The organism is Edaphobacillus lindanitolerans, from assembly GCF_900156305.1.
Taxonomy (GTDB): Bacteria; Bacillota; Bacilli; order Bacillales_A; family Planococcaceae; genus Bhargavaea; species Bhargavaea lindanitolerans.
This window is the reverse complement of the sequence record NZ_FTPL01000004.1, coordinates 222,981-245,825: the sequence shown is the minus strand read 5'-3', so window position 1 is coordinate 245,825 and position 22,845 is coordinate 222,981. Positions and strand designations below refer to the sequence as shown.

The window sequence follows — 22,845 nt, the reverse complement described above, 5'->3', positions numbered from 1 at the left end:
GGTAACAAATACCTGTAGGTTTCCGGATAGGAAAGTGGAGCTTCTCACGAATAGATGGGGTTGGGTATTCATTTTCTGGGTACTCTTGGCGGTTTACTTTGGTTACTCTGTATTCGTTGATAATAAGCCGTTATGGGTTAGAATTCTCGGTTTGGCAGTCGTTATAATGTGGGGAATATTTACTCCTGTTATCGGGAAGAGAAAGAAAGCGCCAGAAGGCGAATACTTTAAACGGGCGCGATTATAGAAAATCCAAAGGACGGCATATGCTGTCCTTTTTTCTTTGAAATAGGTTACATTTAATTAAAGCCCAAGAATCAGTTGCCGGATCCATTCCGGAAGCGGTCCGCCCACGGGACTGCTTTTTTATAATGACCGTTTTCACGCGGCTTATCCAAGAAACCATCGTGCCGGACGCGGACCGGAGAGGAATGAAACCGGTATGCACGGATTGCACGGATCTACATCAGTAAGGAGGCAGAGAGAATGCTCACCGGCTTGGAATCCGTCACCTCGGAAGCAAAGAAACCTCTACTCAACCTGCAAAAAGAAATTTCCCGGATCATCAATGACGACCTGATCGGAGTCTATCTCCACGGTTCATTGGCGCTTGGCGGATTCAACCCGGATGCAAGCGACATCGATGCCATCGCCGTAACCCGCAGCACCCTGACAACGGAAACAAAAGAGAAGCTGGCACGGACTTTCTTAAGGACTTCAAATTCTCCGTTCCCTCTTGAGATCCACTTCCTCAATGCCCGCCAGTTGACCCAGTGGCAGCATCCTTGTCCTTTCGACTTTCATTTTAGTGAGTTTTGGAGGGAGCAATATACGGACGACTTGCTGACCGGCACGAAGGACTTTTTAAACGGAATTGCCGCCGATGCAGATCTGGCTGCTCATATTACGATCTTGAACCACAGCGGGATCTGTCTGACGGGCAAACCGATCAATGAAGTGTTCCCGTCCGTTCCACAGTCGGACTATCTTTCTGCCATCATGAACGATTACAGGGACTGTCTGGAAAACATCCACGCCGAACCGGTCTACTCCACGCTAAACCTGATCAGAGTGTTGCGGTATCTGAAGGACGGGAAAATCGCCTCCAAAGCAGAGGCGGGTTCCTGGGGATTGTCAGCCCTCCCTGAGGATCTGCGCCTGACGCTCAAAAAAGTGACAACGTGCTATGCAACAAACGATGCTGCCCATCGATTCGGCAAGCAGGAACTGGAACGGATGAAAAACTATCTGTCCGACCGTGTCCGGGCGCTTCAGGAACGGTTCCCGGACGAACGAAAGAAGATGCCGCCACGAAACTGAAAGTCAGCTTCGGCGACATCCTCAAAGGCGTCAATTCTATACGGAATGTTACCGAAATGTGACTTTCGGTGCTTTTACTTCCCCTTCAACACTCCTGAACCCTTGATACATCAAGGGTTTCCCCACTCCTTAACCATTATGCCACTTGTACATCCACAGGATTCCCGACTTGAGCAGCCGCGCAATCCGTCCCGTGACGGTGCGGTCTGCGAGGAAGGCGAATCCTTTTTTCTTTCCGAGCGATCCGACAAATCCCTGGAGCTTGATCTCCGGCATCTTCTCGGGGAGCGTCTCCCCGTTCCACCGCATCTTCAGCACCTTTACGATCTGCTCGCCCTGCTCCTCCGCCAGATACGCACTTGGTGCGTGCGGAAGCGCCGCACAGTCGCCGACGACATAGACGTTCTCGTTTTCGGGGACGTTATGGTGAGGCGTGAGGACAATCCGTCCTCCCCGGTCGGATTCGAGTTCGAGATTGCGGACCGCCTCGACCGGGCGGATTCCGGCAGTCCAGACGACCGCATCCACCTCGATCGAATTCTCATGGTTGTAAAGAGTGTTCGGCCCCACATTCGTAATGTTCGAATTGCTCACGACTTCCACGTCATGTTCGTCAAACCAGCTCTGGACATAATTGCTGAGACGTTCCGGGAAATCGCGCAGCACCCGCGGGCCGCGGTCAAACAGCTTGATCTTCAGGTCCGGGCGGCTCTCCCGCAGTTCGCTTGCGAGCTCGATGCCGCTCAGGCCGGCACCGACGATCCCGACAGCCGCTCCTTCTCCGAGATTGAGGAGGTGGCGGTAAGTATCACGGGATTTGCCGATCGTCTGGATGCTGTGCGTATGTTCTGCAGCGCCCGGCACATCGTGATAGTTGTCGTCGCATCCGAGGCCGATGACGAGGTCATCATACTCGATCCGGGCACCGTTGCCGAGTTCGACCCGCTTTTCAGCGAGATTGACGTTCACGATTTCTCCGGTCACCATTTTCAGCCGTTCATGCTCCGGAAAAGCGACGCGGACTTCCGCATCCGGCACCGTTCCGGCAGCCAGTGCATAAAATTCGGTTTTGAGGCTGTGGAACGGCGTGCGGTCCACAAGAATGATTTCCCGGTCTTCGGGAAGGTTCGGGAGGAGGCGGAGCAGAATGCGCATATTCCCATACCCTCCGCCGAGCAGGACTAGTTTCTTCATAAAAGTATTCTCCTTTTTAAGTCATAGCCGATTCATGGTTCCATTTCTCCATGCCATTATATATGAATGTGAGAGGTTTCACAATAAGCCATTCAATTGACTGGAAAGACAAAAAGGAGTACGATTTCCGGGTGAGAGAGGTGATTTTTGTGAATCCGATCGTCGAGTTCTGTATGAGCAACATGGCCTGCGGTTCACAGAAGACATTTGAGGAGCTGGAGCAGGACCCGAACCTCGATGTCCTGGAATACGGCTGCCTCAGCTTCTGCTCCCAATGTGCCGAATCGCTTTATGCGGTCGTGAACGGGGAAATCGTGGAAGGTGAAACGCCGGACGAGCTGAAAGACAATATCTATCGTTTTATAGAGGAAAACCCGCTTTTCTAATAAATTGAAGAGAGCCGCGCGATCACGGATCGCTCGGCTCTCTTTTCATTTTTCCGGTTATCTGCCCAAATAGGTCAAGGAGACTTTCAGGTTCGCATTTTTCTCGCGGACCCGGTCCAGCAGGTCCCGGTCCGCCGTATCCGGCTTGCCCTGTATGGCATAGGTGTACAAAATCATCGTACCGAGGTCGGTCGTCTCGACCTGGCGTAGCTCATGGCTGACCGTGAACTCATCCAGGATGCCGTCGAGCAGGCCCTCATGATTCATCGTCTCGGGCACCGTCACTTTGAGGATCTGCATATGCTTTCCTCGCGCATAGCCCGTCCGGTGAAGCAGGTAGAATGCTGCGCATGCGAACACCGTGAGCACAATCGCCAGGTCGAAGCGGTACAGGCCGGCCGTCATGCCGACACACAGCCCGAAGAAGATGTACGAGATGTCTTTCGCATCGGTCACCTCACTCCGGAACCGGATGAGGGAAAACACGGCAAACAGCCCGAATGCCACGCCTGCATTGTCGCTGACGACATTCATGACAATCGATACAATGACGCTCATCATGATGATCGTGTGCACAAACGCCTGTGAGTAACGCTCACCGGAAAATGTCCGCCGGTAAACGACTGTGATCAGCAAACTGAGCACGAATGAGAAGAGCATGGCCAGCATGCTCAGCCCCACCGTTCCGCCTGTCCGGATCTCCGGCTGCAATAATGATTCCAACATGTCCATTCTTATCTTCCTCCCATGATCATCAATTCTCGCTGTCCGTTTGCCAGCAGCTCGTGACTCAGACAGAACTTCGACCCGCCCTTCTGCAGGCAGCCGGCCTCCTGCAGGATCCGTGTCAGCCAAAGCGGCACACTGTTGTCCACCTTGACTTCCAGCACGACCAGTCCCGGATCGACAAAATGCTGTCCGTGCGGGCCGCTCTCAAGAAACAGGTCGTGTTTCCGGCATCTCAGATTGTAGTCGAACGTCACCCGGACCGCCGGATCATCCGCCTGGTGAAGGGCATGGCGGTCATAGCTGACGACCATGTCCGGCTGAAGGCCGTAGTGCGCACGGAACTGTCCGATTTCCTTCAGCACTTGGGCGTTTGATGCGGCAAATTGCTCCGCGGGAACCGTGCCGGCCGCCCTTATGTAGCGATACGCCTCCCTGAGCGGGATACCGGTCCTTCGTTTATGGACAATCCGTCCGTTCTTCTGCTTCATCTCGAAGAATGCCCGTCCATCCGGTCCCGTCTCGTCATACACCCGAAGCCGCAATTTCTGCCGGAACTTAAGGCGGTTCTTCACTTCGTAATAAATCCGGCTTTCGTCATTGTCAAAATACAGGGTGGTCACGGTATAGCGCCCGTCCTTCCCATTTTTGTCCGCACGCAGCTTGTTGCCGGCACGGAGCAGCAGCCTCCTGTACTGATCCACCGTAATCAGGAACTTGAGCTCCCGACGGGTGAAAATCTCAATGGCCATGCAGCTTCCCTCCCATCCGTTATACGCTGTAATCCCAGAATACGGGACGACTATGAGGAATCGGTGAGGACCGGATTAAAAATCGATGAGCGTCTGACAGGGAGTGCAGAAGGCTGCCTTCAATGATCCGAAGATGATCCGGACAAGCGGGATGACAGGCATGTAAAAACGGCCGCCCTTTGCAGGACGGCCGAACAGGATCTAAAGGTATTCAGATTTCCCACTCACTGAGGGAGCGCAGACTGTAGGTCGGCTGCTCGGAATGGCCGGCGAGCGCTTCCTTCCTCGTCACGCCGGTATCCACATGGAGCGTATCGATGCCGAAACGGAGGCCGGCTTTGATGTCGGTTTCGTAATTGTCTCCGACGAGGATCATCCCGTCCTTCCGGAGCCCTTGTTTCCGTGCGATTTCAGCGATCATGTGGCTTTCGGGCTTGCCGATCACCACCGGCTGCACGCCGGTCACCGATCCGATCAGACCGGCAAATGCCCCGTTTCCCGGGACGAGTCCCCGTTCATCCGGGAATGCCAGGTCGCCGTTCGTGGCAATGAAGGGGGCTCCGGCCGAGACCGCCAGACAGGCAGCGGCAAGCTTGTCGTAGCTGATCTGCCGGTCAATTCCCACGACGACCGCTTCGCCGCCTTCCGTGACGATCCGGTGTCCGGCTTCTTCGAGCGCCTCACGAAGCCCTTCCTCCCCGATCATCGTCACATCCATCCTTCCGTATTGCCCGGCAAGATAACCGGCAGTGGCGATGGAGGATGTCATGATCTCTTCCGGTGCAGCCCGGATGCCCATCCGCATCAGCTTTTCAGCCTGCATTTGAGGCGTCAGCGCCGAATTGTTCGTAATGAAGAAGATCCGGCTTCCGCTGTCCCGGAGCTGCCCGATCAGACGGACCGCTTCCGGAATTGCGGTTTCCCCGCGGTAAACCGTCCCGTCCAGATCGAAACACCAGGCTTGATAGTGCTTCAATCCCGGTCCTCCGGCAAAAATGCAGAAACCGGGCCCAGCTCCTCCGTCAAATAGGTCCGCACGCAGCCGGGAAACGCGTTGAGTGCCGGGATGGCTTCACGGATGACCGATTCCGCCTCCTGTCCGTCCACATCCATGAACTCACGCACAACCATCTTCCGAAGGCCGACGAGCTTTTTCAGCGGAGTCTCCATGTCCGGGCCGATCACTTTCTCATCAAGGAGAATGTCGATGATGTCTTCATAACTGCCAGGGTCCCTCATGATGAAGCCGTCGATCATCGTGTTGCCGATGTCAATGACCGACTCGATGAGATTATGGGCAATCCGCTCCAGCGCAAGCTCCGTCACCGGGTCCCGGCTCCACTCAGTCCGCCCTTTAAAGACCTGCAGCAGATGTTCCATATGGGATGCCGTTTCTTCCACCTTGTTGCGATCGATGAAATACATTTCATTTCCTCCTGTTCTTCTTCAAGACGAAAACCCGCAACGGCTTATTCGCCGTCCTGCGGGTCGTCTTCGGCCTGCCCGGTTTCCGTGCTTTCCGAACGCGGCGCATGGGTTTTGGGTCGCCCTGTTTTCCTGAGAACAAAATAGGCGCATCCGAAATTGCAGTATTCATACAGATAGTCCTGCAGGGTGCTGATTTTTGTCCCGACCGTCGCCTTCGAGTTCCGGTCGTCAAAAAATCCCCGCAGCCGGAGCTGGCCGTATCCCCAGTCCCCGACGATGTAATCATATTTGGACAAAATGTCACTGTACCGGGATTTCAGGGCCTCTTCCTGAAAACCGTCCCGGTAATCTTCCAGGATTTCGTATTCGAACTGTTCAAGGCGGATCATATCCGGCACCTTCCTCATGCCTGCGGGGCCGGGGTGAGTTCCTCTCCTCGCCGCTGTCTCTCCCGGGCAGCCGCATTCACCTGCTCGTCGGCATGGTAGCTGCTCCGTACGAGCGGTCCTGCCTCACAGTGCGAGAAGCCTTTCGACATGGCGATTTTCCGGAGTTCCCCGAATTCCTGAGGCGTATAGTACTTCTGCACCTTCAGATGTTTTTTCGTCGGTTGCAAATACTGGCCGATCGTCATGATGTCCACCTGGTTGGCACGCAGGTCATCCATCGTCTCGAGGATCTCTTCCCACGTTTCGCCGAGCCCCAGCATCAGCGAAGATTTTGTCGGGATCTCCGGCTGCATCTCTTTTGCACGGCGCAGGAATTCAAGCGAACGGTCGTACGTCGCACGGGCCCGGACACGCTTCGTCAGGCTGCGGACCGTTTCAATGTTGTGATTCAGAATGTCCGGCTTGGCATCCATCAGCGTCTTCAGGCTGTCATAGTCCCCTGCAAGGTCCGAAGGGAGCACTTCAACCGTCGTGAACGGGCTTTTCCGACGGATCGCACGGATCGTCTCCGCCATGATGCCGGCCCCCCCATCGCGCTGATCGTCACGGGCGACCATCGTGATGACGGCATGCTTGAGATTCATGAGTGCGACGGAATCTGCGACCCGTTCCGGTTCGGCCACATCGAGTTCGTTCGGAAGACCGGTCTTGACTGCACAGAAACGGCACGCACGGGTGCACACCGCCCCGAGGATCATGAACGTCGCCGTTCTCCGTTCTCCCCAGCATTCATGGATATTCGGACAGCGTGCTTCCTCACAAACGGTGTGGAGGCCCTTTTCGCGCATCATCTTTTTCAGGTCCATGTAGTTCTCGTTCGTATTCAGCTTGATTTTCAGCCAGTCCGGCTTACGGATATATTCATCATTGCCCGGCTTGCAAGTCGTCATCCCCATCGGCTCCATTTCTCTCTTAGATATAGATGCTCACTGTTGCCAATGTACCATAAGGCGGCGGAGCCGACAAGAAGCGCGGGGGCCGGTGAAAATGAAAAGCGCCCCGAATCGGGACGCTTTTCTTTATCGGTTCCGGGATTTTGCGACTGCGTTGGCAATGCTTGCCGCAAGTCCCCCCCAGATGATCAGGATGCCGACGATCATCATGAAAATCGCTGATCCGCTCATGACTGTTCCCCCTTCTCTCAGTCTTTGTCATACGGCTGGAGTGCCCGGCCGTTCCATTTGAAGAATGTGAATACGATGCCGAGGACGAGCGCCGCGATGGCCACCGACCAGCCGGCCCCCATGATGAAAGCATCCGAGTATCCTTCATAGTTGCCGGTCGGATTATCAAACCGCTTTCCGAGGTTGGTGCGGAGCAGGTCGAACATCATATACCCGAGCACGATCGGCGTAATGAACATGAGCGAGAACTTCCACCACCCGCCGAGGCGGATATCCGACATCGAGTCGGCATGAGTCTTGAAGAGATCCAGTTTGCGGAACACCCAGGCCACGGCAATCACTTCGACGAGACCGATCGCCGCCACACCGAACTGGTTGATAAAGTAGTCGACCGCATCGAGGAAGTAGAGACCCCCGCGTGTCGCGAACAGAAGCGACACGATCGATGCAAGCCCGGCCCCGAACAGGACGGCCTTGCTCCGGGAAATTCCGAATTTCTCGGACAGTCCCGCTACGTATGTTTCACAGATGGAGATGAGCGAGGTGAGCCCGGCCAGGACGAGCGACAGGAAGAACAGGACGCCGAACAGGCCGTTCAGCCCCGGGAATTCGTTGATGATCTGCGGGAACACCGCGAATGCCAGGCCGACGCCTGCGGACGCGACTTCCGAGACCGCCACGTCATTCTGGACGGCCATGAAGCCGAGCGCTGCAAAAATCCCGATCCCGGCGAGAAGTTCAAATCCGGAATTGGCAAAGCCCGTGATGAATGCGTTGTTCGTAATGTCCGATTTGCGCGGCAGGTAACTGGAATAAGTGATCATGATCGCAAAGGCAATCGACAGGCTGAAGAAAATATGCCCGTAAGCCGCGACCCAGACCGTTCCGTTCGCCAGCTGGCTGAGATCCGGCTTGAAGAACGCATCCAGCCCTGTCAGCGCTCCCGGAAGCGTGACCGCGCGGATCACGACGAGCAGGAACACGATGACAAGTGTCGGAATGAAAATCCGGTTTGCCAGCTCGATCCCCTTTTTGACGCCGGCAAATAGGATGCCGAAGACGATGACCCAGACGAGGATCAGCGGGATGAGCACACCCGGCACGAACCCGCCGGTCTGTCCCGGCGTATCGGCAAGGTTCAAAACAGTGCCGAAGAGGAAGCCCTCCGTGTCGGTCCCCCATTGCTGGCCGACAGAGTAAACCGTATACTTCATGGCCCAGGCAATGATGACCGCATAATAGGTGGAAATTGCGAAGGATACGAAGATTCCCCACCAACCGAGCCACTCGGCCTTTTTTCCTTCCAATCTGAAGAATGAGAGCGGTGCCGAACCCCGATATTTCTGGCCGAGTGTGAATTCCATGACCAGGATCGGAATACCGGCGGTCAAAAGAGCGAATAAGTACGGGATGAAAAATGCACCGCCGCCATTTTCATAGGCGACGTACGGAAACCGCCAGATGTTTCCGAGTCCGACCGCAGAACCGACGGCGGCCAGGATGAACCCCGCCCTTGTGCCCCACTGCGAACGCTGTTCCATGATGTTCCCCCTTTTCTCCCGCTCCTTTCAGAGACAGGATTTTATATTTTCAGATATTTCTATAACTTATTGTAAGTATAACGTCCTGAAAATATGAAGTCAAAGCATTTTTTATTTTTCGACTCTTTTCGCAGACACAACAAAAGGCAGGGGCACTTCCCTGCCTAAAGCCTTAATCTCCTGATTGTTGCCCGGCCACCGACGGCGTGATGGCCCGGCCTTTGTATGCCCAGAACCAAATGACAGCTGCCAGCATGACGACCACAGAAAGGATCCCTGCCCAGACCGAATCGGTCACGCCGAGGACGACATAGCCAATTGCCGAGATTCCCGCGCTCATCAGCGCATAGGGCATCTGGGTGGACACATGGTCAATGTGGTTGGACCCGGCCCCCGTGGAGGACATGATCGTCGAATCGGAAATCGGCGAGCAATGATCGCCGAAGACGGCGCCCCCGAGAACGGCGGCAAGGGAGGCCAGCAGCAGCTCCGGTGCTGCATCGAGCATGACCTGTCCCGCTATCGGGAGCAGGATGCCGAATGATCCCCAGGATGTGCCCGTCGCAAATGCCATGACACCGGCAAGGATGAACATGATCGCCGGCAGCAGGATCACCGGAACGTTTGCGCTCTGGACCACGCCCGAGAGGAAAGCACCCGTTTCCAGCTCACCGATCAGATAAGTGAGCGCCCACGCGAAGACGAGAATCGAGACGGCCGGCATCATCGCTTTGATGCCGCTGATGAACGCCGTTCCGATATACGAATAACGGGCGGTTTCATTCCGTTTCATCTGGGCAGCGTACAGCAGGGCGGCAACAAGGACGCCCGCAATTCCGCCCGTGAGCAGGGAAATCGATACATCGGTCATTTCGAAGATGGTCCAGATGTCCGCACGGCCGTATTCGGCGATGCTTGCACGATATCCGGTGATGAACATCCCGCCGAAGGTAACGGCAACGAGCAGAACGATCGGCAGAACGAGATCAATGACCCTCCCATGATTGTGGACAGGAAACTCTTCCTTCAGCTCTCCTGGAATCTGTTTGGACGGATCGAACAGCTCGCCGGTCTCCAGTGCCCGGCGCTCGTGCCTGCGCATTTCGCCGAAGTCGAAGTTGCTGCTGATCGCGGCAAAGAAAACGAACACGAGCGTGGCCAGCACATAGAAGTTCATCGGAATCATCAGCAGGAATGCCTGCAGCGGTGTATAGCTGACCGCGGTCGCACCGGCCAGGATCGTCCCGATGATGCCGATGAGATAGGCACCCCAGCTGGAAACCGGCGCAATGGCGCAGACCGGAGCAGACGTGGAATCGATGAAGTAAGCAAGCTTCGCCCGGGATATTTTGTGCTTGTCGGTGATCGGACGGGCGATCTGGCCTACCGCCAGCGCGTTGAAATAATCATCGACGAAGATCAGGATCCCGAGAAATGCGGCAAGAAGCTTTGCGCCGCGGCGGGTGCGGATTCGTTTTGTCGCCCATTCGGCAAATGCCCGGCTGCCTCCCGAAAGACTTACAAAGGCGGTGATCACACCGAGAAGCAAAACGAACAGCATGATGAAAATATTATAGGTGTTCAGCCCGCCGTCCCAGAAGCTGACCGTAAAGGCCTTCCAGAGCGTGGACAGGGAACCTCCCGGATTGAAGGAGGCGGCGATGAGTGCGCCGGCGACAATCCCGGCTCCGAGAGAAACGAGCACACGTTTCGTGATGAGCACCATCACGATGGCAATGAGCGGCGGCAGTATCGAAAAGATGGTACCTGACATGTTCCATTCCTCCATTCCGAGGGGAGAGGCTTCTTAAAAAGCAAAAACGGCCGGCATCCTGCGCATGTGCGCAAAAGGAAGCCGGCCGACTACTGTTCGTCAGTTGGAATATAAATCATTACAACGTACGATCTGTAGCTCTCCATGCGGACGGTTTCCCGTCCCGCATGACAGTGCCATTCCTGTTCGGAATGGCCCCAGCGGACCTTCTCTGACTTTCCGGTCCACTTCGGCAATGCTTCCTTTTACGCACGGTCATAGCTGTCAAACTCACGTGGGTTACTCATAAGCGATTGCGGCCTCTACCCAATCGATATTCTTATTAATGTCTTTTAGAATAGCAGAGCCGCTTCTATTTTGCAAGCCCCTGTTTAATCTTCCGGAAGCGGGATCGGCACCTCGATGGACGGAGGATCCACATTGCCTTTGTTGAAAATGTGGGGAACCTGTCCCTGTACGAGTCCGATGGCGATGGGTATCCGCTGTTCGATCTGGGCCGTCTTGGATGCGAACGGAACGATGATCTGGACATTCACCTGAATCGTCGCCGTGACCTCGACGAGCGCGTTGTTGATCCCGAATTCCCGGATTTCCGTCTTGGGATCCGTATGAACGTTGCCGATCACATGGAAGCGGACGGGGATCTTCGGACCCAGGTTCCCGAGCATCGGCATGCCGATCGCCTGCGACAACGGGACGAAGAAGACGATTCCGTCCCGGTCTTTCATCGTCTCCACGTCATATTCGATATTCTCCAGCTTCGGAAGCGCACTGAGCTCGCCCGCCTCCGCCTTATCCAGATAATCCGAGACGAGGCTGTGGGTCTCCGCGACAAAGCGGTTGATGATCTCCGTGTTCAGCTTGGCCGTGACCACCTCGGACTGGTCGGACGGGACGTATTCGATGATCTCGTTGATATCGATCTTCGCTTTAGTATCGAGCGCCTTGGCAATGACTTCCGAGGCGATTTTGGTCGTCTGGACCTCCGCATAGTCGGTGAGTGCCGGAGCCAGCCGCTGATTGAAATAGACGAACAGGGCAACCATCAGGACGAGACTGAGCGGCAGGAGGAGGGGCAGCAGGCGCCTCCTTCCCGTCCGGGTGCGCAGCTTCCTCCTGCGCGCATGCGGAAACTTCAATAAAAATCCCCCTGCCCCATCGTATGGGCAGAGGGCGGCGGTTATGACCGGCCAAACATGCGCACGGCATGTTCCCTGAGCACGTCCCGGATGAACTCCGGCATGTAATATTCTTTCGGGAGCTGCTTGAATGCCGGGAAAAAGAACCCGTACGTGAACAGATCCAGCGTGGCGAGCCGGTATATCGCATGAGGTTCCACCGGACGGTCTCCGACCATCAGCCGGCCGTCTTCCGCACGGCAGAGCCGGTGATGGATCATCGTCCCCATCACTTTGCCCCTGAATCCGAGGCCGCGCAGCCGGATCTCCGGCCATTCCGGATCGAGGCTCAGCTCATAGGCCTCTTCCAGCTCCGTCCCGTTCAGCAGCACGATGCACGGATTGATCGGGTGGGGCATCAGTTCATGCAGATCCATCCCGGACACTCCGCCCTCCCCCAGTCCGCCGAGGAAGATCCCGGCGTTGTACATCGCACAGTCTGCGTTCGTATGGATCCTGAGCGCGTCCGAGAAAAATTTGGAGAGAGGCGAAGGATGGTCCCAGCTTCCCGGCAGCGGGGACGGATTGACGAACACCGGGTCGCCCATGAGGACGGCAGCCTCTTTCCGGAGACCGGCATCAAACGACCGGTCATCCGCAGGAGGGACGAGCGTGTCCGTATCGTACACCGTTGCACTCGACCCGATGACCTCGCCGGTTCCGGTATCAACGGTCAGTGTGACTTCCCCGACGTACTGTCCCCACTTCCCCGCAGCGCCGATCAGCGTCTTCCCGATCCGGCGGCCTTCCGGGTAGACATGATGGGTATGGGCGCCCAGGATGACGTCCACCGCATCCCCCGCCTCCTCTGCCAGACGGTCATCCGCAGTAGACCCCATATGAGAAAGGCATACGAGTACATCACACTGTCTCTTCACCTCTGGCGCCGCATCCGCCAGCCATGTTCCCGGCTTGGCGACCCTCCAGCCGAGGCTTTCGTAGGAGGAGGTGAAGTCGGCCGTCGCCCCGATCAGGCCGATCCTCACACCGGAAGCCGTTGTGAGAAACGCTTCGGCCGAAGCCCAGCCGGGAACAGAACCGTCCTCATACATCAAGTTGCCGAGGACGACAGGGAATGCGGCACCTGCATACAGCCGGTCGAGGTCAGGCTGTGCCAGTGTAATCCCCTCATTGTTCCCGATCGTGACTGCGTCGAAGCCCGCCTCCTCAAGGATCTCCGTGTTCCCGCGGCCGAGCGTCGCTTCGGTATACGGGTGGGAGCGGTCCAGATGATCTCCGATGTCGAACAGGAAGCACGTCTCGCCCGCGGCCTCATGCTCCCTTCTCCGTCCTTCAAGGAACTCCCGGATCCTCGGCCACTTCTCAAAATGGCTGTGCAGATCGTTTGTATGATAAATATGAATGATTTCGTTCATGTCGGTTTCAACCCCATATCCCCTCATAGATCGAACGGATTCCCATCAGAAGCAGAATGAACCGGAGCGCGGTGACGAGCAGTTCGGAATTGAGCCGCTTGTTGAGCGCGGCTCCGGCCTTCGCCCCGATGTATGCCGCCGGGATGACGGGAAGCGTGTACAGCCAAGGCACGTTGCCGAGCGTGATATGACTCACCGAGTTGACGAGCGCAGACAGGAACACCATGAACATGGACGTCCCGACCGCAAGATGCGGCGGGAAGAGGAACAGCAGGATCATCGCCGGCACGATGATCGATCCTCCACCGATCCCGAACAACCCTGAAGTGAAGCCGACCACGAATGTCAGAAGAAGAGCGAATGGAACGGGATAGCCGTATACATGCCTATTACCCTCCCGGTCTATGTATTCCCGCTTTTGCCCGCGGTCTGTGAACCACCTGACCGGCTTCAAGTATTTTCGGACGAGGAGCAGCGTGGACAGGATGAGCAGCAGAATGCCGAAGTACAGGTTGAACGACGGAAGATCGAGCCCTTTGTTCACGTAGGCACCGAGGATCGTCCCCGGGACGCTGCCCGCGAAGAAGATCAGTCCGCTTCTGTAGTCCACCGTCTTTGACTTCATATAGGAAAGGGTCGATGACAGGCCGGTGAAGATCATCATGATGACCGACAGGCCGACAATCTTTTGCGGCGTCAGCCCCGGTACAAGACCGAGCGTGATGCCGAAGTAAAGTGCGGCCGGTACGAGGATGATGCCGCCCCCGAGCCCGACGAGCGCCCCCACGATCCCCGACAGGAGCGCGGCCGCGGCCAGGATGACGTACTCCATCACCAGTCCCCCTTGCCGAACAGGTCAAGCTGCCGTCCGCCGGGGCCTTGCGGATCGATTCCCGCAAGCTTCATGAACCGCTTGGCGTTTTCCGCCGCGTGTCCGCCGGAGTTGTTGTTGAAGACGACATAGACGTCCTCGCACTGTTCCTGGACCTTCTTGACGCCGCCGAGTATTTCCTCCAGTTCGTCATCGCGGTAATCGTACAGGTATCGGACCTCCCGCCATTTCTTATCGTCGCGCCCATTTGCCGTCCAGCCGGCCGAGTTGCGGCCATGCAGGCGGACGAGCGTCTTGTCCCCGCGGGTGGCTGCAGGGACGAACGGGATGCTCCCATCGCCCGCCTGAGGTTCGTCGCATACCGAGTGGATGAAGTGTTGCTCTTGCAGGAACTTGATCGTCCCTTCCCGGTACTTGTCCGAATACCACGATTGGTGCCGGAATTCGACCGCCACGTCGATTCCGTCCAGGCGCTCCCTCAGCCGCCGCAGGACACCGACGTTCTCTTTCGTACAGTCGAACCAGGGCGGGTACTGTGCCAGCACCATCGGCAGCCTGCCCGCCTCTGCCAGCGGCCCGATCGACAGCCGGAACAGATCGTACATCTCTTCTTCTGATTCGTACGGAAGCCGTCCGCGATGATGCCCCGTCATGCCCTGGTAGGCCTTTGTAATGAAGCCGAAGCCGTCGGGCGTCTCGCCGATCCACTTCCGGATGTTCCTTTCCGGCTGGATCGCGTAAAACGTGGAGTCCAGTTCCACGACCGGGAAATGCCCGCTATAGTCCTGCAGCTTCTCCGTCTTTTTCGAGGCCGGGCTGTACACGTCCGGATGGTCCCCCCAGCCGGTCAATCCCACTTTGATCATCCCCAAATCCGCTCCTTCCCACCAAGTCATCACAATCTTATCATATTCCTGCATCCTCACCCCATCGGCGGCTGCCCCGGCAACCAGCTGAACAGCGGGCGCAGCCGGGAGAGATCAGGCAGCCCTCAATAGACATATTTTTGCAGAGATCATGGTTTAAAAACGCCCGGCTGCCATGGAGACAGACCGGACGCGAAACTTACTCGGACACTTCTTTTTATTCTTCCCATGGTCTTTAAATACCACTTATGCTGAAACCTTCACGGGAGGAATCCCACGAACCCGGCATACAGCCGTCATTCAGCCTATGACTGTCAGAACTCCTGATAGACAGCGGGATCCTGCCCGTCAATCCTGCCGTCCGGACTGCTCAGACCGTCGATTTTCCCCATGTCCTCCCCGCTTAATTCGAAGTCGAAGATCGACAGGTTCTCCCGCTGGCGTTCGGGTGAAGAGGATCGGGGAATCGTCACGGCGCCATGTTGATGATGCCATCGAAGGACAATCTGGGCCGGCGTCTTGCCGTATTGCTCTGAAAGCGCCAGGAGGGTCTCGTGGCTCAGCATGCCCCGGCCGCGGAAAAGCGGGCTCCACGCTTCGGTGACGATGCCGTGTTCCTCATGCCATTTCCGTTGGGAAGCCTGGTTGAAGAACGGGTGCATTTCGATCTGGTTGATGACCGGCAGCTCTCCGGTTTCCTTGTCGAGCCGCTCCAGATGCTCCGCCAGGAAATTGCTGACGCCGATGGATCGCACAAGTCCCCGGTTTTTCGCCTCGATCAGCGCTTTCCATGCCTCCACGTATTTCCCTTCCTTCGGGTTCGGCCAGTGGATGAGGTACAGGTCAAAATAATCGAGCTGTGCCCGGTAGAGGGATTCCTCTATCGCTTTGAGCGCCTCATCATAATCATGGTAACGCCCGGGCAGTTTGGACGTAATGATCAGTTCTTCCCGGCCGACGGGGCTTTGCCGGATCGCTTCTCCGAGCGTCCCTTCATTTTCATAATTGTAGGCAGAGTCGATGAGCCGGTAACCGTCCTCGATCGCCGACCGGATCGCCAGCACGCCTTCGCTCCCTTTCAGGAAGACGGTTCCAAAGCCGATCACCGGGATTTCAAGCCCGTCTCTCAGTCTGATGTTTTCGGTCTCCATTACACTCACTCCTTCTCTTTGTAAGTTACCACGATGACCATCCGGTTACACGCGTTCATCAAAAGCTGCGCATGACGACTTCCTCCACTCTGATAAAAGGGATTGATCATTAAAAGGGTTTCCGGTGCCTTTATCGAAATTCACTTTTTAAGAGGAGGGGCAGCCATGTCAGAAACCAAATTACCGGATATGACGGTCAAGGATCTGGATGAACTCAAGCTGGTGGGCTTCCGTGTATTGTGTGCCGGTGACGACTATATCAATGAAATCCCCAAGGCATCTTCCCGTTTAAGCGCACGAATGAAGGAAATCAAACGCGTTGTCAGCCCGGTGCATCAGTATGGAGCGTTCGTTGTAGAAGGGGATGAGGATGACAATGACGGGTATTGGGTTTGTGTTGAAGTAGAAGAGGTTGAGGACATCCCGCCTGATATGGTGACGCTGACCGTGCCGCCTCAAAAGTATGCGGTCACCCGACACCGGGGGAACAACAAAAAGATCATGGATGCCTATGATGAATTGCACCGATGGATCAATGAACATCACTACACAAGATTAAAAAACCAATGGCATATCGAAAAATTCAATAGCTGGATGGATGCGGAAAACGTGGATGTGGAGCTGTACGACACGATATCTGACTAGACACTCACCCACCCGCTTTCACAATTACTCGCGGAAAATGATTTAGGAGGAGCTGAAATTGAGGGACATCGGAGAACTGGACAGCTTGGATATCCGGCTGGCAGCGACTGAAGACAGCCGGGATATCATTCAACTGCTGAAGGAGATCGCCCAGTGGATGAAAGACAAGGGGATCGACCAATGGAGATTTCTATTGGAAGGCGGTGATGATGAAGAGATCCATCAAGCGGTCTGCAATCAAGAAACGTACCGGGTGTCGGATGGTGACGGAGTGGCCGCGACCTTCACACTGCTGTCCCGCCCCTCGGAATGGGACCGGCATATATGGGGAGCCGAAGAGCCTCCAGACACCCTTTACCTGCACCGGCTGGCCGTCGCGCCCGACTTCATGGGCAAAGGTCTCGGCAGACAACTGTTGAACTGGATTGAAAACGAGGTAAGGGATCACGATCATATCCGGCTGGACTGCGTTGAGGACAACGAGAAACTGAACAGTTTTTACAGGGATCATGGGTTTGAATACGTCGGTTTGACGGATGGTCATTGCAAATACCAGAAGCGGATCAAGCGAACTTAAAGCGGCCGGTTGCTGTGCCGGCCGCTTTTGTCATTGCTTCTGAGTTGGTGTACGATTATCCAATTTGAGCTCTTTGGCCGACTCTGCTTTCCAACAGATCAAATCCGAGAAGCGTCGCGAGGATGATGAATGGAGTGGACCGATGCGAGGTGACCTCGAAATACGGTAAAACCAATGCTGAAATGATGATGAGGCTCGCCAGAATGCGAAGGGCCAAAAGGTTGTTGGGTTGTCTCATCGCGCGCAGTCCATCCCCCTTTCCCTTTGTTTTTATCTTCATCATACCAAAAACGGATACCCCAGGCATCCTATTCACAGACATAAAAAGAGGGTTCGAGACATTTGCAGCGCCTCGAACCCTCTTCGTATGACTTTGCGATCGTTTAACCGATCGACCCTTCCATCTCGAACTTGATGAGAAATAGAGATCTTGAACGATTTTATGAGAAGTCTCTCGCTTCAAATATGAGTTCCTTCTATTAAATGACCCATTAGACACTATAAGGCGTCGTGTAAAACAGACATTTTGCAGACATTTAACATTCGCCGCACCTCGGTGCGGCGTTTTTTCAATCCAACTTCTTCTTGTGAGGAGTTCTTATCCACCTGAGTAGCCCTGTCAGCAACAACCGCCCGCCCCACTGTGGCAGACACCTGTTTCAGGCAAATGAAGTTGAACATCATCTGCTGCTACTCGGTCTCCTGCGAGTGAAGCGACGACCGAGCGTACCTGTTCATAACCCGTCGCCATCAGGAAGGTTGGGGCGCGTCCATAAGATTTGGATCCGACGATATAGAAGGCGGGTTCAGGCTGACGCAGTTCCCTCTCGCCATGTGCGGTTACGCTTCCGCAGCTATGTTCATTCGGATCAATAAGCGGAGCAAGTGCCGGAACGGCCTCTGTGATAGCATCACTTTCAAATCGAAGCTCCCGGTGGAAATCAAAGTTCGGCCGGTTACCTGTATTGACAACGAGTCTGTCGAATGGAGCGAGTCTCCGTTCTCCTGACTTTAGAATGATTCCTTCATGCTCAAGCATTTCTGTTATCCGAAATGGTGTCTCCACTTGGATCAACTCGTTTTTGACCAGCTCGGCAATACGAAGGCCAAGTTCCCCGCGCGCAGCGAGTTCATCATTGGTACCGCCTCCGAATGCATCGTCTACCCTTCTTTTCCGCAAAATCCATGTGATCGAAGTGTCTGGGTATTTCTGTTTAAGTTCGGCGAGGGTCAGCAATGAGTTAATCGCAGAATGGCCTCCTCCAATGACGGCGATCCGCTTATTCGCATATCGTTCCTCATTCGCTCGCACATTCGGAATGCGATAATCAATTCTAGAGGCCAGCTCTTTCTCTGCTTTCAACCAAACCCCGTTGCTTAGTGCTGGATTAGGATTATCCCATGTTCCAGTTGCGTCGATAACAGCACGCGCTGTCATTACTTTCAGACCGCTTAGTGATTCCACATAAATCTCGAACGGCTGAGATGAACGGTCCGTAGATTTCATCCGGTCGAGATTCCCGCGCGTGATGGCCACAACATGATGTTCCGTATGGATATTCGGGGCCAATACTGTTGCCAATGGGGTTAGGTACTCTTCGACCAGTTCATTACCGCTCGGCAAATGATTCTCATCCGGCATAGTCCATCCCGACTCTGATAACAGGCGCTTCGCAGCTTCGTCGATATTATATTGCCACGGTGAAAACAAGGTTACGTGGTTCCAAGTGCGAACATTTGCAGCGATTTCCCCTTTTTCAAGAACGAAAAATGGAATCCCTCGTTCTTTTAGATGAGCGGCAGTCGCCAAACCGATCGGCCCTGCACCGATAACCGCGACGGGCAAATCAGGTTCGCAGCATCCTGTTTTCGGTTCACAGCAAGCGGCCGGTTGAATGATTTTTAATTCCATTTTGAAACATCTCCTCGGTTTCGGTTACTTCAAGTCCTGTTTGGTTGCCTCCTGCATGGCTTGTTCGAAGGCGAGCTTGGTTTCAAGTCCATACATCTCCAAATTTCCTTTAAAGAAGATGTCTATGGTCAGGTCTTCTGCTTCTTTTATTGAACCTGCACGTGTTGTGAGCAACAGCCTTAAATATGACAGAAAGAACTCTTTGGTTAAGGCGCCGCCATGATTGACCGGCATCAACAGCACCGGGGAGCATATCCGACCAACGAAATCCCCATTTCCCCATTTGACTCCTCTGCATGGATAGTGACATCCGTGAGCAAGGATTTTACTTGTGGATCGACAGCCAGATTAATGCCATCCAAAACGACAATTTCATCATCCACAGAGGCTGCTGCGATTTCTGCCCCTAGATTTACACCACAACATCCCGAGACACCATAGAAACGAATGGTGTTGATAGACTGGTCGCTTAATACTTGTGTCAAATAAGCTTTTCCTTCAGGTGATATGTTCATTTTGCTTCATCCTCTCTTGCAAATTGTTGAATGCGTTCATCAATCTCATCGCGTACCCGCTGGAATTCCAACCAAATTTCTTCTTCCGTACCGGTTGCTTTCGCTGGATCGTCGAAGCCCCAGTGTTCCCGACGAATCGACGGAGGAGTCATCGGGCAACGGTCTGCTGCATCGCCGCAAAGTGTCACGATAAAGTCAGCAGAATTCATAGCCTCCATATCGAGGACATCGGATGACTGCCCTGAAATATCGATATCAGCTTCCGCCATCGCCTTAACAGCATTAGGGTTCAGGCCGTGCGCTTCAACACCAGCGCTTTTGACAACCCAACGGTCGCCTAAAAGTTTCTTACCGAATCCTTCGGCCATCTGACTCCGACAAGAGTTGCCGGTACAGAGGAAATAGAGAAGCTTTTTAGTCATGGGGATCTCTCCTTAATCCAGTATTAATGTGAGGTATAGGCCGAGCAGTGTTATGAACAATATCGGGAGCGTCAGGACAATCCCTGTCTTGAAATAGGTCCACCAGGAGATCTTCACACCTTTCTGGCTCAGGACGTAAAGCCATACAAGAGTTGCGAGTGATCCAATCGGCGTAATTTTGGGACCGAGATCAGATCCGATGACGTTCGCATAAATGAGCGAATCACGTAGTACGCCTGTTGTGTTCGTCTCTGCAATGGCAAGTGCATTGACCATAACGGTCGGCATATTGTTCATGAGGGACGACAGGATCGCGGCGATGAAGCCCATCGCGATTGTCGCGATAAACAGGCCTTCATCCGCAGCTGCCTCGATAACCGAAGCCAATGCCTTTGTCAGACCCGCGTTCCCCAACCCATAGACGACTACATACATCCCAATTGAGAAAAACACGATATTCCAAGGTGCGCCTTTTACGACGGTTGCCGTATTGACTGCCGGACTCCTACGAGCCATCAGCAGAAAGAAGATGGCAATGGTCCCGGCAATGAAGGATACCGGGATATTCGTCCATTCACTTGAGAAGTAGCCGGCCACAAGTACGATTAGGACACCCCAAGACATGCGGAACATTTTGATATCGCGAATCGCCTCATTCGGTGCTTTCAACATTTTGAGTTCATATGTACGCGGTATCGATTTTCTGAAATATATTAGAAGTACGGTAATCGTCGCAATAAGCGAAAACAGGTTCGGCAAGATCATATGAACTGCATATTCGACGAATCCGATGCCGAAGAAGTCCGCTGAAACAATATTCACTAGGTTGCTTACAATAAACGGTAGGCTTGTCGTATCCGCGATGAAGCCACTTGCCATAATGAAAGGGAAAATCATAGCCTCTTTGAATTTCAAGTTCCGTACCATAGCAAGAACGATCGGCGTGAGAATCAAAGCAGCTCCATCATTGGCGAATAGGGCTGCTACAATCGCACCAAGAAGGCTGACATAAACAAACATCTTCACCCCATTGCCTTTCGCAAATCGGGCCATATGGAGTGCCGCCCATTCAAAGAGGCCGATTTCGTCCAGTATTAAAGAAATAATAATGATGGCAACGAAACTGAGCGTAGCATTCCATGTGATGTTCACCACATCCAGAACATCCCCAAAATCAACCACGCCCACCAGCAGGGCGATCAATGCACCCACACAGGCAGACCAGCCGATATTCAGTCCTTTTGGCTGCCAGATTACAAAAATTATCGTTGTAATGAAAATCAGACCGGCCAGAATTAGCATGGTGCGTTCACCGAGTTGCACCGGCAGGCTGAATCGGACTCAAGTTCATCCACTACCGATTGAACAATTGGAGTCAACTCATCGACCAAGCGGTAATGCTTCCATGTACCCACCTTTCGCTCGGTTACTATTCCGGCCTCCCTTAGCTTCCGAAGGTGCTGACTGACGGCAGGTTGTGAAATCCCTAAGACTTCAACGAAGTCGCAGACGCAAACCTCCCCACTTTTCAGGCAGGACAATAACTTCAACCGATTGCTGTCTGCCAACGCTTTTAGCTGTTTATCCATCAATTGAATATCCATTTGAACCTCCTATATAACCATTTGATTATATACGTTAACACATCTATATTCATGCGGAAACAAAAATGTTCCGCCGCTCCCGGTGTGGCGTTTCATTCCAACATCCGCACTGTGATGATCTCATTCACATCAACCCACCCATCAGCGACACAGATCAGTTTCAGCCGAGGATCCAAGTTCTCGATGACACCTATGTGCGTCCGGATCTCCCCCGCTCTCCAAGTCTGGACCTCCACCTGGCACCGCCTCCGCATCGCCGTGTCAATCTCCGCCTGGATCTCCTGCAGGTCCCATTCGGTCAGTTCCGGGCGTTTGACCAGTTTGTCCTCCTCTTCCCATTTTCGGAGCTCGTGAATGTGCTCCGGCAGCATCATGGCCGTCCACTTGATATTGCCTCTGTCTCTCAGCATGCAGCACCCTCCTTGTGGATATTATAGAACAAGCGTTCTTGTTTTGACCATAAGAAAAAGCCCTCCGGCATTATTTACCGAAGGGCCTACACTGCAATGAGTTTTTGCCCAAACGATTTTTTAGGCTGAAACCCATCAGTTGCCGACTGCATATGCTAATCGAGACTGAAAAATGGAGGTGCCTGTATTGGATGAGTCGTCAATGATTCAAAACTTGGTAAAGGCGATCGACGGGGAATACAATGCTATTTATTGCTATGAGTATTTAGCAAACCAAGCGCCTAATGCCGAAATCAAAAACCGAATCATGGAAATACGCTCAGATGAAATTCGTCACTACAAAATGTTTTGGGAACTACATCAAACTTTAACGGGTCAGGAGTATCAGCCCAAAGTTACTCAGAAATGTCCTAACAACTACTGGAAAGGCGTATCGGAGGCCTTTCTTGATGAGCAAATAACCACTGAATTCTACTTAGATGCTGCAAGAAAAGCATCAAACGTATTAGTTAGAAATGCCTTTGACTCCGCTGCGAGGGATGAGCAAAATCACGCGGTGTGGTTTTTATACTTCCTTACACTCTTATCCATTTCATCAATAGCAAAATAAAAAAAGCGGCCAACCCATAACCGGGAAGGCCGCTTTGTCTTTTTATGATGGCG

The 22,845-nt window shown here is 54.0% G+C and carries 27 protein-coding genes and 1 riboswitch; of the genes, 5 read left to right on the top strand and 22 right to left on the bottom strand.

Features of this window, described 5'->3' with window-relative positions:
* Positions 1 to 486: 486 nt before the first annotated feature.
* Positions 487 to 1,320, top strand: a complete 834-nt coding sequence (locus B0B07_RS13540; protein WP_076759696.1) for an aminoglycoside adenylyltransferase domain-containing protein — start codon at positions 487 to 489, stop codon at positions 1,318 to 1,320.
* Positions 1,321 to 1,449: 129 nt separating this feature from the next.
* Here the strand turns inward: B0B07_RS13540 and B0B07_RS13535 are convergent, their stop codons facing one another.
* Positions 1,450 to 2,514: an NAD(P)/FAD-dependent oxidoreductase gene (locus B0B07_RS13535; protein WP_076759695.1), complete on the bottom strand. Its 1,065-nt coding sequence runs from the start codon at positions 2,512 to 2,514 to the stop codon at positions 1,450 to 1,452.
* A gap of 149 nt (positions 2,515 to 2,663) precedes the next feature.
* On the opposite strand from B0B07_RS13535, the gene B0B07_RS13530 reads away from it, so the two are divergent.
* Positions 2,664 to 2,900, top strand: coding sequence for a YuzB family protein (locus B0B07_RS13530; protein ID WP_076759693.1), 237 nt, complete (start codon positions 2,664 to 2,666; stop codon positions 2,898 to 2,900).
* Positions 2,901 to 2,957: 57 nt separating this feature from the next.
* Here B0B07_RS13530 and B0B07_RS13525 read toward each other — a convergent pair whose 3' ends face one another.
* From B0B07_RS13525 to B0B07_RS13460, 14 genes are all read right to left on the bottom strand, one after another.
* Complete coding sequence (locus B0B07_RS13525) at positions 2,958 to 3,632, bottom strand: DUF4956 domain-containing protein (RefSeq protein WP_076759691.1); 675 nt, start codon at positions 3,630 to 3,632, stop codon at positions 2,958 to 2,960.
* Positions 3,633 to 3,634: 2 nt separating this feature from the next.
* The gene (locus tag B0B07_RS13520) at positions 3,635 to 4,378 is read right to left on the bottom strand and encodes a polyphosphate polymerase domain-containing protein (RefSeq protein WP_076759690.1); all 744 of its coding nucleotides are present in this window, start codon (positions 4,376 to 4,378) and stop codon (positions 3,635 to 3,637) included.
* Positions 4,379 to 4,589: 211 nt separating this feature from the next.
* Positions 4,590 to 5,354, bottom strand: a complete 765-nt coding sequence (locus B0B07_RS13515; protein ID WP_076759688.1) for a TIGR01457 family HAD-type hydrolase — start codon at positions 5,352 to 5,354, stop codon at positions 4,590 to 4,592.
* Positions 5,351 to 5,803 (bottom strand): DUF86 domain-containing protein, encoded by a 453-nt coding sequence (locus tag B0B07_RS13510; RefSeq protein WP_076759687.1) that lies wholly within the window; start codon positions 5,801 to 5,803, stop codon positions 5,351 to 5,353. Before B0B07_RS13510 ends, B0B07_RS13515 begins: the two co-directional genes overlap by 4 nt.
* A gap of 44 nt (positions 5,804 to 5,847) precedes the next feature.
* Positions 5,848 to 6,195, bottom strand: coding sequence for a YutD family protein (locus tag B0B07_RS13505; protein WP_076759686.1), 348 nt, complete (start codon positions 6,193 to 6,195; stop codon positions 5,848 to 5,850).
* Between the two features lie 14 nt (positions 6,196 to 6,209).
* Positions 6,210 to 7,145, bottom strand: a complete 936-nt coding sequence (gene lipA / locus B0B07_RS13500; protein WP_076759798.1) for a lipoyl synthase — start codon at positions 7,143 to 7,145, stop codon at positions 6,210 to 6,212.
* A 129-nt stretch (positions 7,146 to 7,274) separates the two neighbouring features.
* On the bottom strand, positions 7,275 to 7,379 hold the full coding sequence (locus B0B07_RS15180) for a methionine/alanine import family NSS transporter small subunit (protein ID WP_076759684.1): 105 nt from the start codon (positions 7,377 to 7,379) through the stop codon (positions 7,275 to 7,277).
* A gap of 17 nt (positions 7,380 to 7,396) precedes the next feature.
* On the bottom strand, positions 7,397 to 8,920 hold the full coding sequence (locus B0B07_RS13490; RefSeq protein WP_076759682.1) for a sodium-dependent transporter: 1,524 nt from the start codon (positions 8,918 to 8,920) through the stop codon (positions 7,397 to 7,399).
* 172 nt (positions 8,921 to 9,092) lie between these two features.
* Positions 9,093 to 10,694 (bottom strand): Na+/H+ antiporter NhaC family protein, encoded by a 1,602-nt coding sequence (locus B0B07_RS13485; RefSeq protein ID WP_076759796.1) that lies wholly within the window; start codon positions 10,692 to 10,694, stop codon positions 9,093 to 9,095.
* A gap of 127 nt (positions 10,695 to 10,821) precedes the next feature.
* A riboswitch (Lysine riboswitch) is annotated at positions 10,822 to 11,007 on the bottom strand.
* Positions 11,008 to 11,065: 58 nt separating this feature from the next.
* On the bottom strand, positions 11,066 to 11,833 hold the full coding sequence (gene yunB / locus B0B07_RS13480; protein WP_076759681.1) for a sporulation protein YunB: 768 nt from the start codon (positions 11,831 to 11,833) through the stop codon (positions 11,066 to 11,068).
* Between the two features lie 41 nt (positions 11,834 to 11,874).
* A complete protein-coding gene (locus tag B0B07_RS13475) occupies positions 11,875 to 13,248 on the bottom strand; it encodes a bifunctional metallophosphatase/5'-nucleotidase (protein ID WP_076759679.1) in 1,374 nt (457 codons plus the stop codon).
* A gap of 7 nt (positions 13,249 to 13,255) precedes the next feature.
* Complete coding sequence (locus B0B07_RS13470; protein ID WP_076759678.1) at positions 13,256 to 14,080, bottom strand: sulfite exporter TauE/SafE family protein; 825 nt, start codon at positions 14,078 to 14,080, stop codon at positions 13,256 to 13,258.
* Positions 14,080 to 14,946, bottom strand: coding sequence for a DUF72 domain-containing protein (locus B0B07_RS13465; protein WP_076759795.1), 867 nt, complete (start codon positions 14,944 to 14,946; stop codon positions 14,080 to 14,082). Before B0B07_RS13465 ends, B0B07_RS13470 begins: the two co-directional genes overlap by 1 nt.
* A gap of 314 nt (positions 14,947 to 15,260) precedes the next feature.
* Positions 15,261 to 16,097 (bottom strand): aldo/keto reductase, encoded by an 837-nt coding sequence (locus tag B0B07_RS13460; RefSeq protein ID WP_076759676.1) that lies wholly within the window; start codon positions 16,095 to 16,097, stop codon positions 15,261 to 15,263.
* 165 nt (positions 16,098 to 16,262) lie between these two features.
* On the opposite strand from B0B07_RS13460, the gene B0B07_RS13455 reads away from it, so the two are divergent.
* Both B0B07_RS13455 and B0B07_RS13450 read left to right on the top strand, forming a co-directional pair.
* Positions 16,263 to 16,742 (top strand): GyrI-like domain-containing protein, encoded by a 480-nt coding sequence (locus B0B07_RS13455; RefSeq protein ID WP_084186702.1) that lies wholly within the window; start codon positions 16,263 to 16,265, stop codon positions 16,740 to 16,742.
* Between the two features lie 58 nt (positions 16,743 to 16,800).
* Entirely contained in the window at positions 16,801 to 17,319 is a 519-nt protein-coding gene (locus B0B07_RS13450; protein ID WP_234982413.1) for a GNAT family N-acetyltransferase, read from the top strand.
* Positions 17,320 to 17,938: 619 nt separating this feature from the next.
* Here B0B07_RS13450 and B0B07_RS13440 read toward each other — a convergent pair.
* From B0B07_RS13440 to B0B07_RS13410, 7 genes are all read right to left on the bottom strand, one after another.
* Positions 17,939 to 19,231, bottom strand: coding sequence for an FAD-dependent oxidoreductase (locus B0B07_RS13440; protein ID WP_076759673.1), 1,293 nt, complete (start codon positions 19,229 to 19,231; stop codon positions 17,939 to 17,941).
* A 24-nt stretch (positions 19,232 to 19,255) separates the two neighbouring features.
* Positions 19,256 to 19,474 carry a hypothetical protein gene (locus B0B07_RS13435; RefSeq protein ID WP_407643879.1) on the bottom strand — a complete coding sequence of 73 codons (219 nt, stop codon included), beginning with the start codon at positions 19,472 to 19,474 and terminating at the stop codon, positions 19,256 to 19,258.
* The gene (locus B0B07_RS13430; RefSeq protein ID WP_076759670.1) at positions 19,465 to 19,746 is read right to left on the bottom strand and encodes a Fe-S cluster assembly protein HesB; all 282 of its coding nucleotides are present in this window, start codon (positions 19,744 to 19,746) and stop codon (positions 19,465 to 19,467) included. The genes B0B07_RS13435 and B0B07_RS13430 overlap by 10 nt, the downstream gene beginning before the upstream one ends.
* Positions 19,743 to 20,168, bottom strand: coding sequence for an arsenate reductase (thioredoxin) (gene arsC, locus B0B07_RS13425; protein ID WP_076759669.1), 426 nt, complete (start codon positions 20,166 to 20,168; stop codon positions 19,743 to 19,745). The genes B0B07_RS13430 and arsC overlap by 4 nt, the downstream gene beginning before the upstream one ends.
* 12 nt (positions 20,169 to 20,180) lie before the next feature.
* Positions 20,181 to 21,470: an arsenic transporter gene (locus B0B07_RS13420; protein WP_076759668.1), complete on the bottom strand. Its 1,290-nt coding sequence runs from the start codon at positions 21,468 to 21,470 to the stop codon at positions 20,181 to 20,183.
* Positions 21,464 to 21,772, bottom strand: a complete 309-nt coding sequence (locus tag B0B07_RS13415) for an ArsR/SmtB family transcription factor (protein WP_076759666.1) — start codon at positions 21,770 to 21,772, stop codon at positions 21,464 to 21,466. The genes B0B07_RS13420 and B0B07_RS13415 overlap by 7 nt, the downstream gene beginning before the upstream one ends.
* Positions 21,773 to 21,864: 92 nt before the next feature.
* Entirely contained in the window at positions 21,865 to 22,182 is a 318-nt protein-coding gene (locus B0B07_RS13410) for a YolD-like family protein (RefSeq protein ID WP_076759665.1), read from the bottom strand.
* A gap of 178 nt (positions 22,183 to 22,360) precedes the next feature.
* On the opposite strand from B0B07_RS13410, the gene B0B07_RS13405 reads away from it, so the two are divergent.
* Complete coding sequence (locus tag B0B07_RS13405) at positions 22,361 to 22,792, top strand: ferritin-like domain-containing protein (protein ID WP_327078205.1); 432 nt, start codon at positions 22,361 to 22,363, stop codon at positions 22,790 to 22,792.
* Positions 22,793 to 22,845: the final 53 nt, after the last annotated feature.

Excerpts from the sequence above, each read along its gene's own strand:
- B0B07_RS13540 (WP_076759696.1), top strand. The coding sequence starts at position 487 with ATGCTCACCGGCTTGGAATCCGTCACCTCGGAAGCAAAGAAACCTCTA.
- B0B07_RS13535 (WP_076759695.1), bottom strand. The coding sequence starts at position 2,514 with ATGAAGAAACTAGTCCTGCTCGGCGGAGGGTATGGGAATATGCGCATT.
- B0B07_RS13525 (WP_076759691.1), bottom strand. The coding sequence starts at position 3,632 with ATGGACATGTTGGAATCATTATTGCAGCCGGAGATCCGGACAGGCGGA.
- B0B07_RS13520 (WP_076759690.1), bottom strand. The coding sequence starts at position 4,378 with ATGGCCATTGAGATTTTCACCCGTCGGGAGCTCAAGTTCCTGATTACG.
- B0B07_RS13510 (WP_076759687.1), bottom strand. The coding sequence starts at position 5,803 with ATGTATTTCATCGATCGCAACAAGGTGGAAGAAACGGCATCCCATATG.
- B0B07_RS13505 (WP_076759686.1), bottom strand. The coding sequence starts at position 6,195 with ATGATCCGCCTTGAACAGTTCGAATACGAAATCCTGGAAGATTACCGG.
- lipA (WP_076759798.1), bottom strand. The coding sequence starts at position 7,145 with ATGACGACTTGCAAGCCGGGCAATGATGAATATATCCGTAAGCCGGAC.
- B0B07_RS15180 (WP_076759684.1), bottom strand. The coding sequence starts at position 7,379 with ATGAGCGGATCAGCGATTTTCATGATGATCGTCGGCATCCTGATCATC.
- B0B07_RS13490 (WP_076759682.1), bottom strand. The coding sequence starts at position 8,920 with ATGGAACAGCGTTCGCAGTGGGGCACAAGGGCGGGGTTCATCCTGGCC.
- B0B07_RS13485 (WP_076759796.1), bottom strand. The coding sequence starts at position 10,694 with ATGTCAGGTACCATCTTTTCGATACTGCCGCCGCTCATTGCCATCGTG.
- B0B07_RS13475 (WP_076759679.1), bottom strand. The coding sequence starts at position 13,248 with ATGAACGAAATCATTCATATTTATCATACAAACGATCTGCACAGCCAT.
- B0B07_RS13470 (WP_076759678.1), bottom strand. The coding sequence starts at position 14,080 with ATGGAGTACGTCATCCTGGCCGCGGCCGCGCTCCTGTCGGGGATCGTG.
- B0B07_RS13465 (WP_076759795.1), bottom strand. The coding sequence starts at position 14,946 with ATGATCAAAGTGGGATTGACCGGCTGGGGGGACCATCCGGACGTGTAC.
- B0B07_RS13460 (WP_076759676.1), bottom strand. The coding sequence starts at position 16,097 with ATGGAGACCGAAAACATCAGACTGAGAGACGGGCTTGAAATCCCGGTG.
- B0B07_RS13455 (WP_084186702.1), top strand. The coding sequence starts at position 16,263 with ATGTCAGAAACCAAATTACCGGATATGACGGTCAAGGATCTGGATGAA.
- B0B07_RS13440 (WP_076759673.1), bottom strand. The coding sequence starts at position 19,231 with ATGGAATTAAAAATCATTCAACCGGCCGCTTGCTGTGAACCGAAAACA.
- B0B07_RS13430 (WP_076759670.1), bottom strand. The coding sequence starts at position 19,746 with ATGAACATATCACCTGAAGGAAAAGCTTATTTGACACAAGTATTAAGC.
- arsC (WP_076759669.1), bottom strand. The coding sequence starts at position 20,168 with ATGACTAAAAAGCTTCTCTATTTCCTCTGTACCGGCAACTCTTGTCGG.
- B0B07_RS13420 (WP_076759668.1), bottom strand. The coding sequence starts at position 21,470 with ATGCTAATTCTGGCCGGTCTGATTTTCATTACAACGATAATTTTTGTA.
- B0B07_RS13415 (WP_076759666.1), bottom strand. The coding sequence starts at position 21,772 with ATGGATATTCAATTGATGGATAAACAGCTAAAAGCGTTGGCAGACAGC.
- B0B07_RS13410 (WP_076759665.1), bottom strand. The coding sequence starts at position 22,182 with ATGCTGAGAGACAGAGGCAATATCAAGTGGACGGCCATGATGCTGCCG.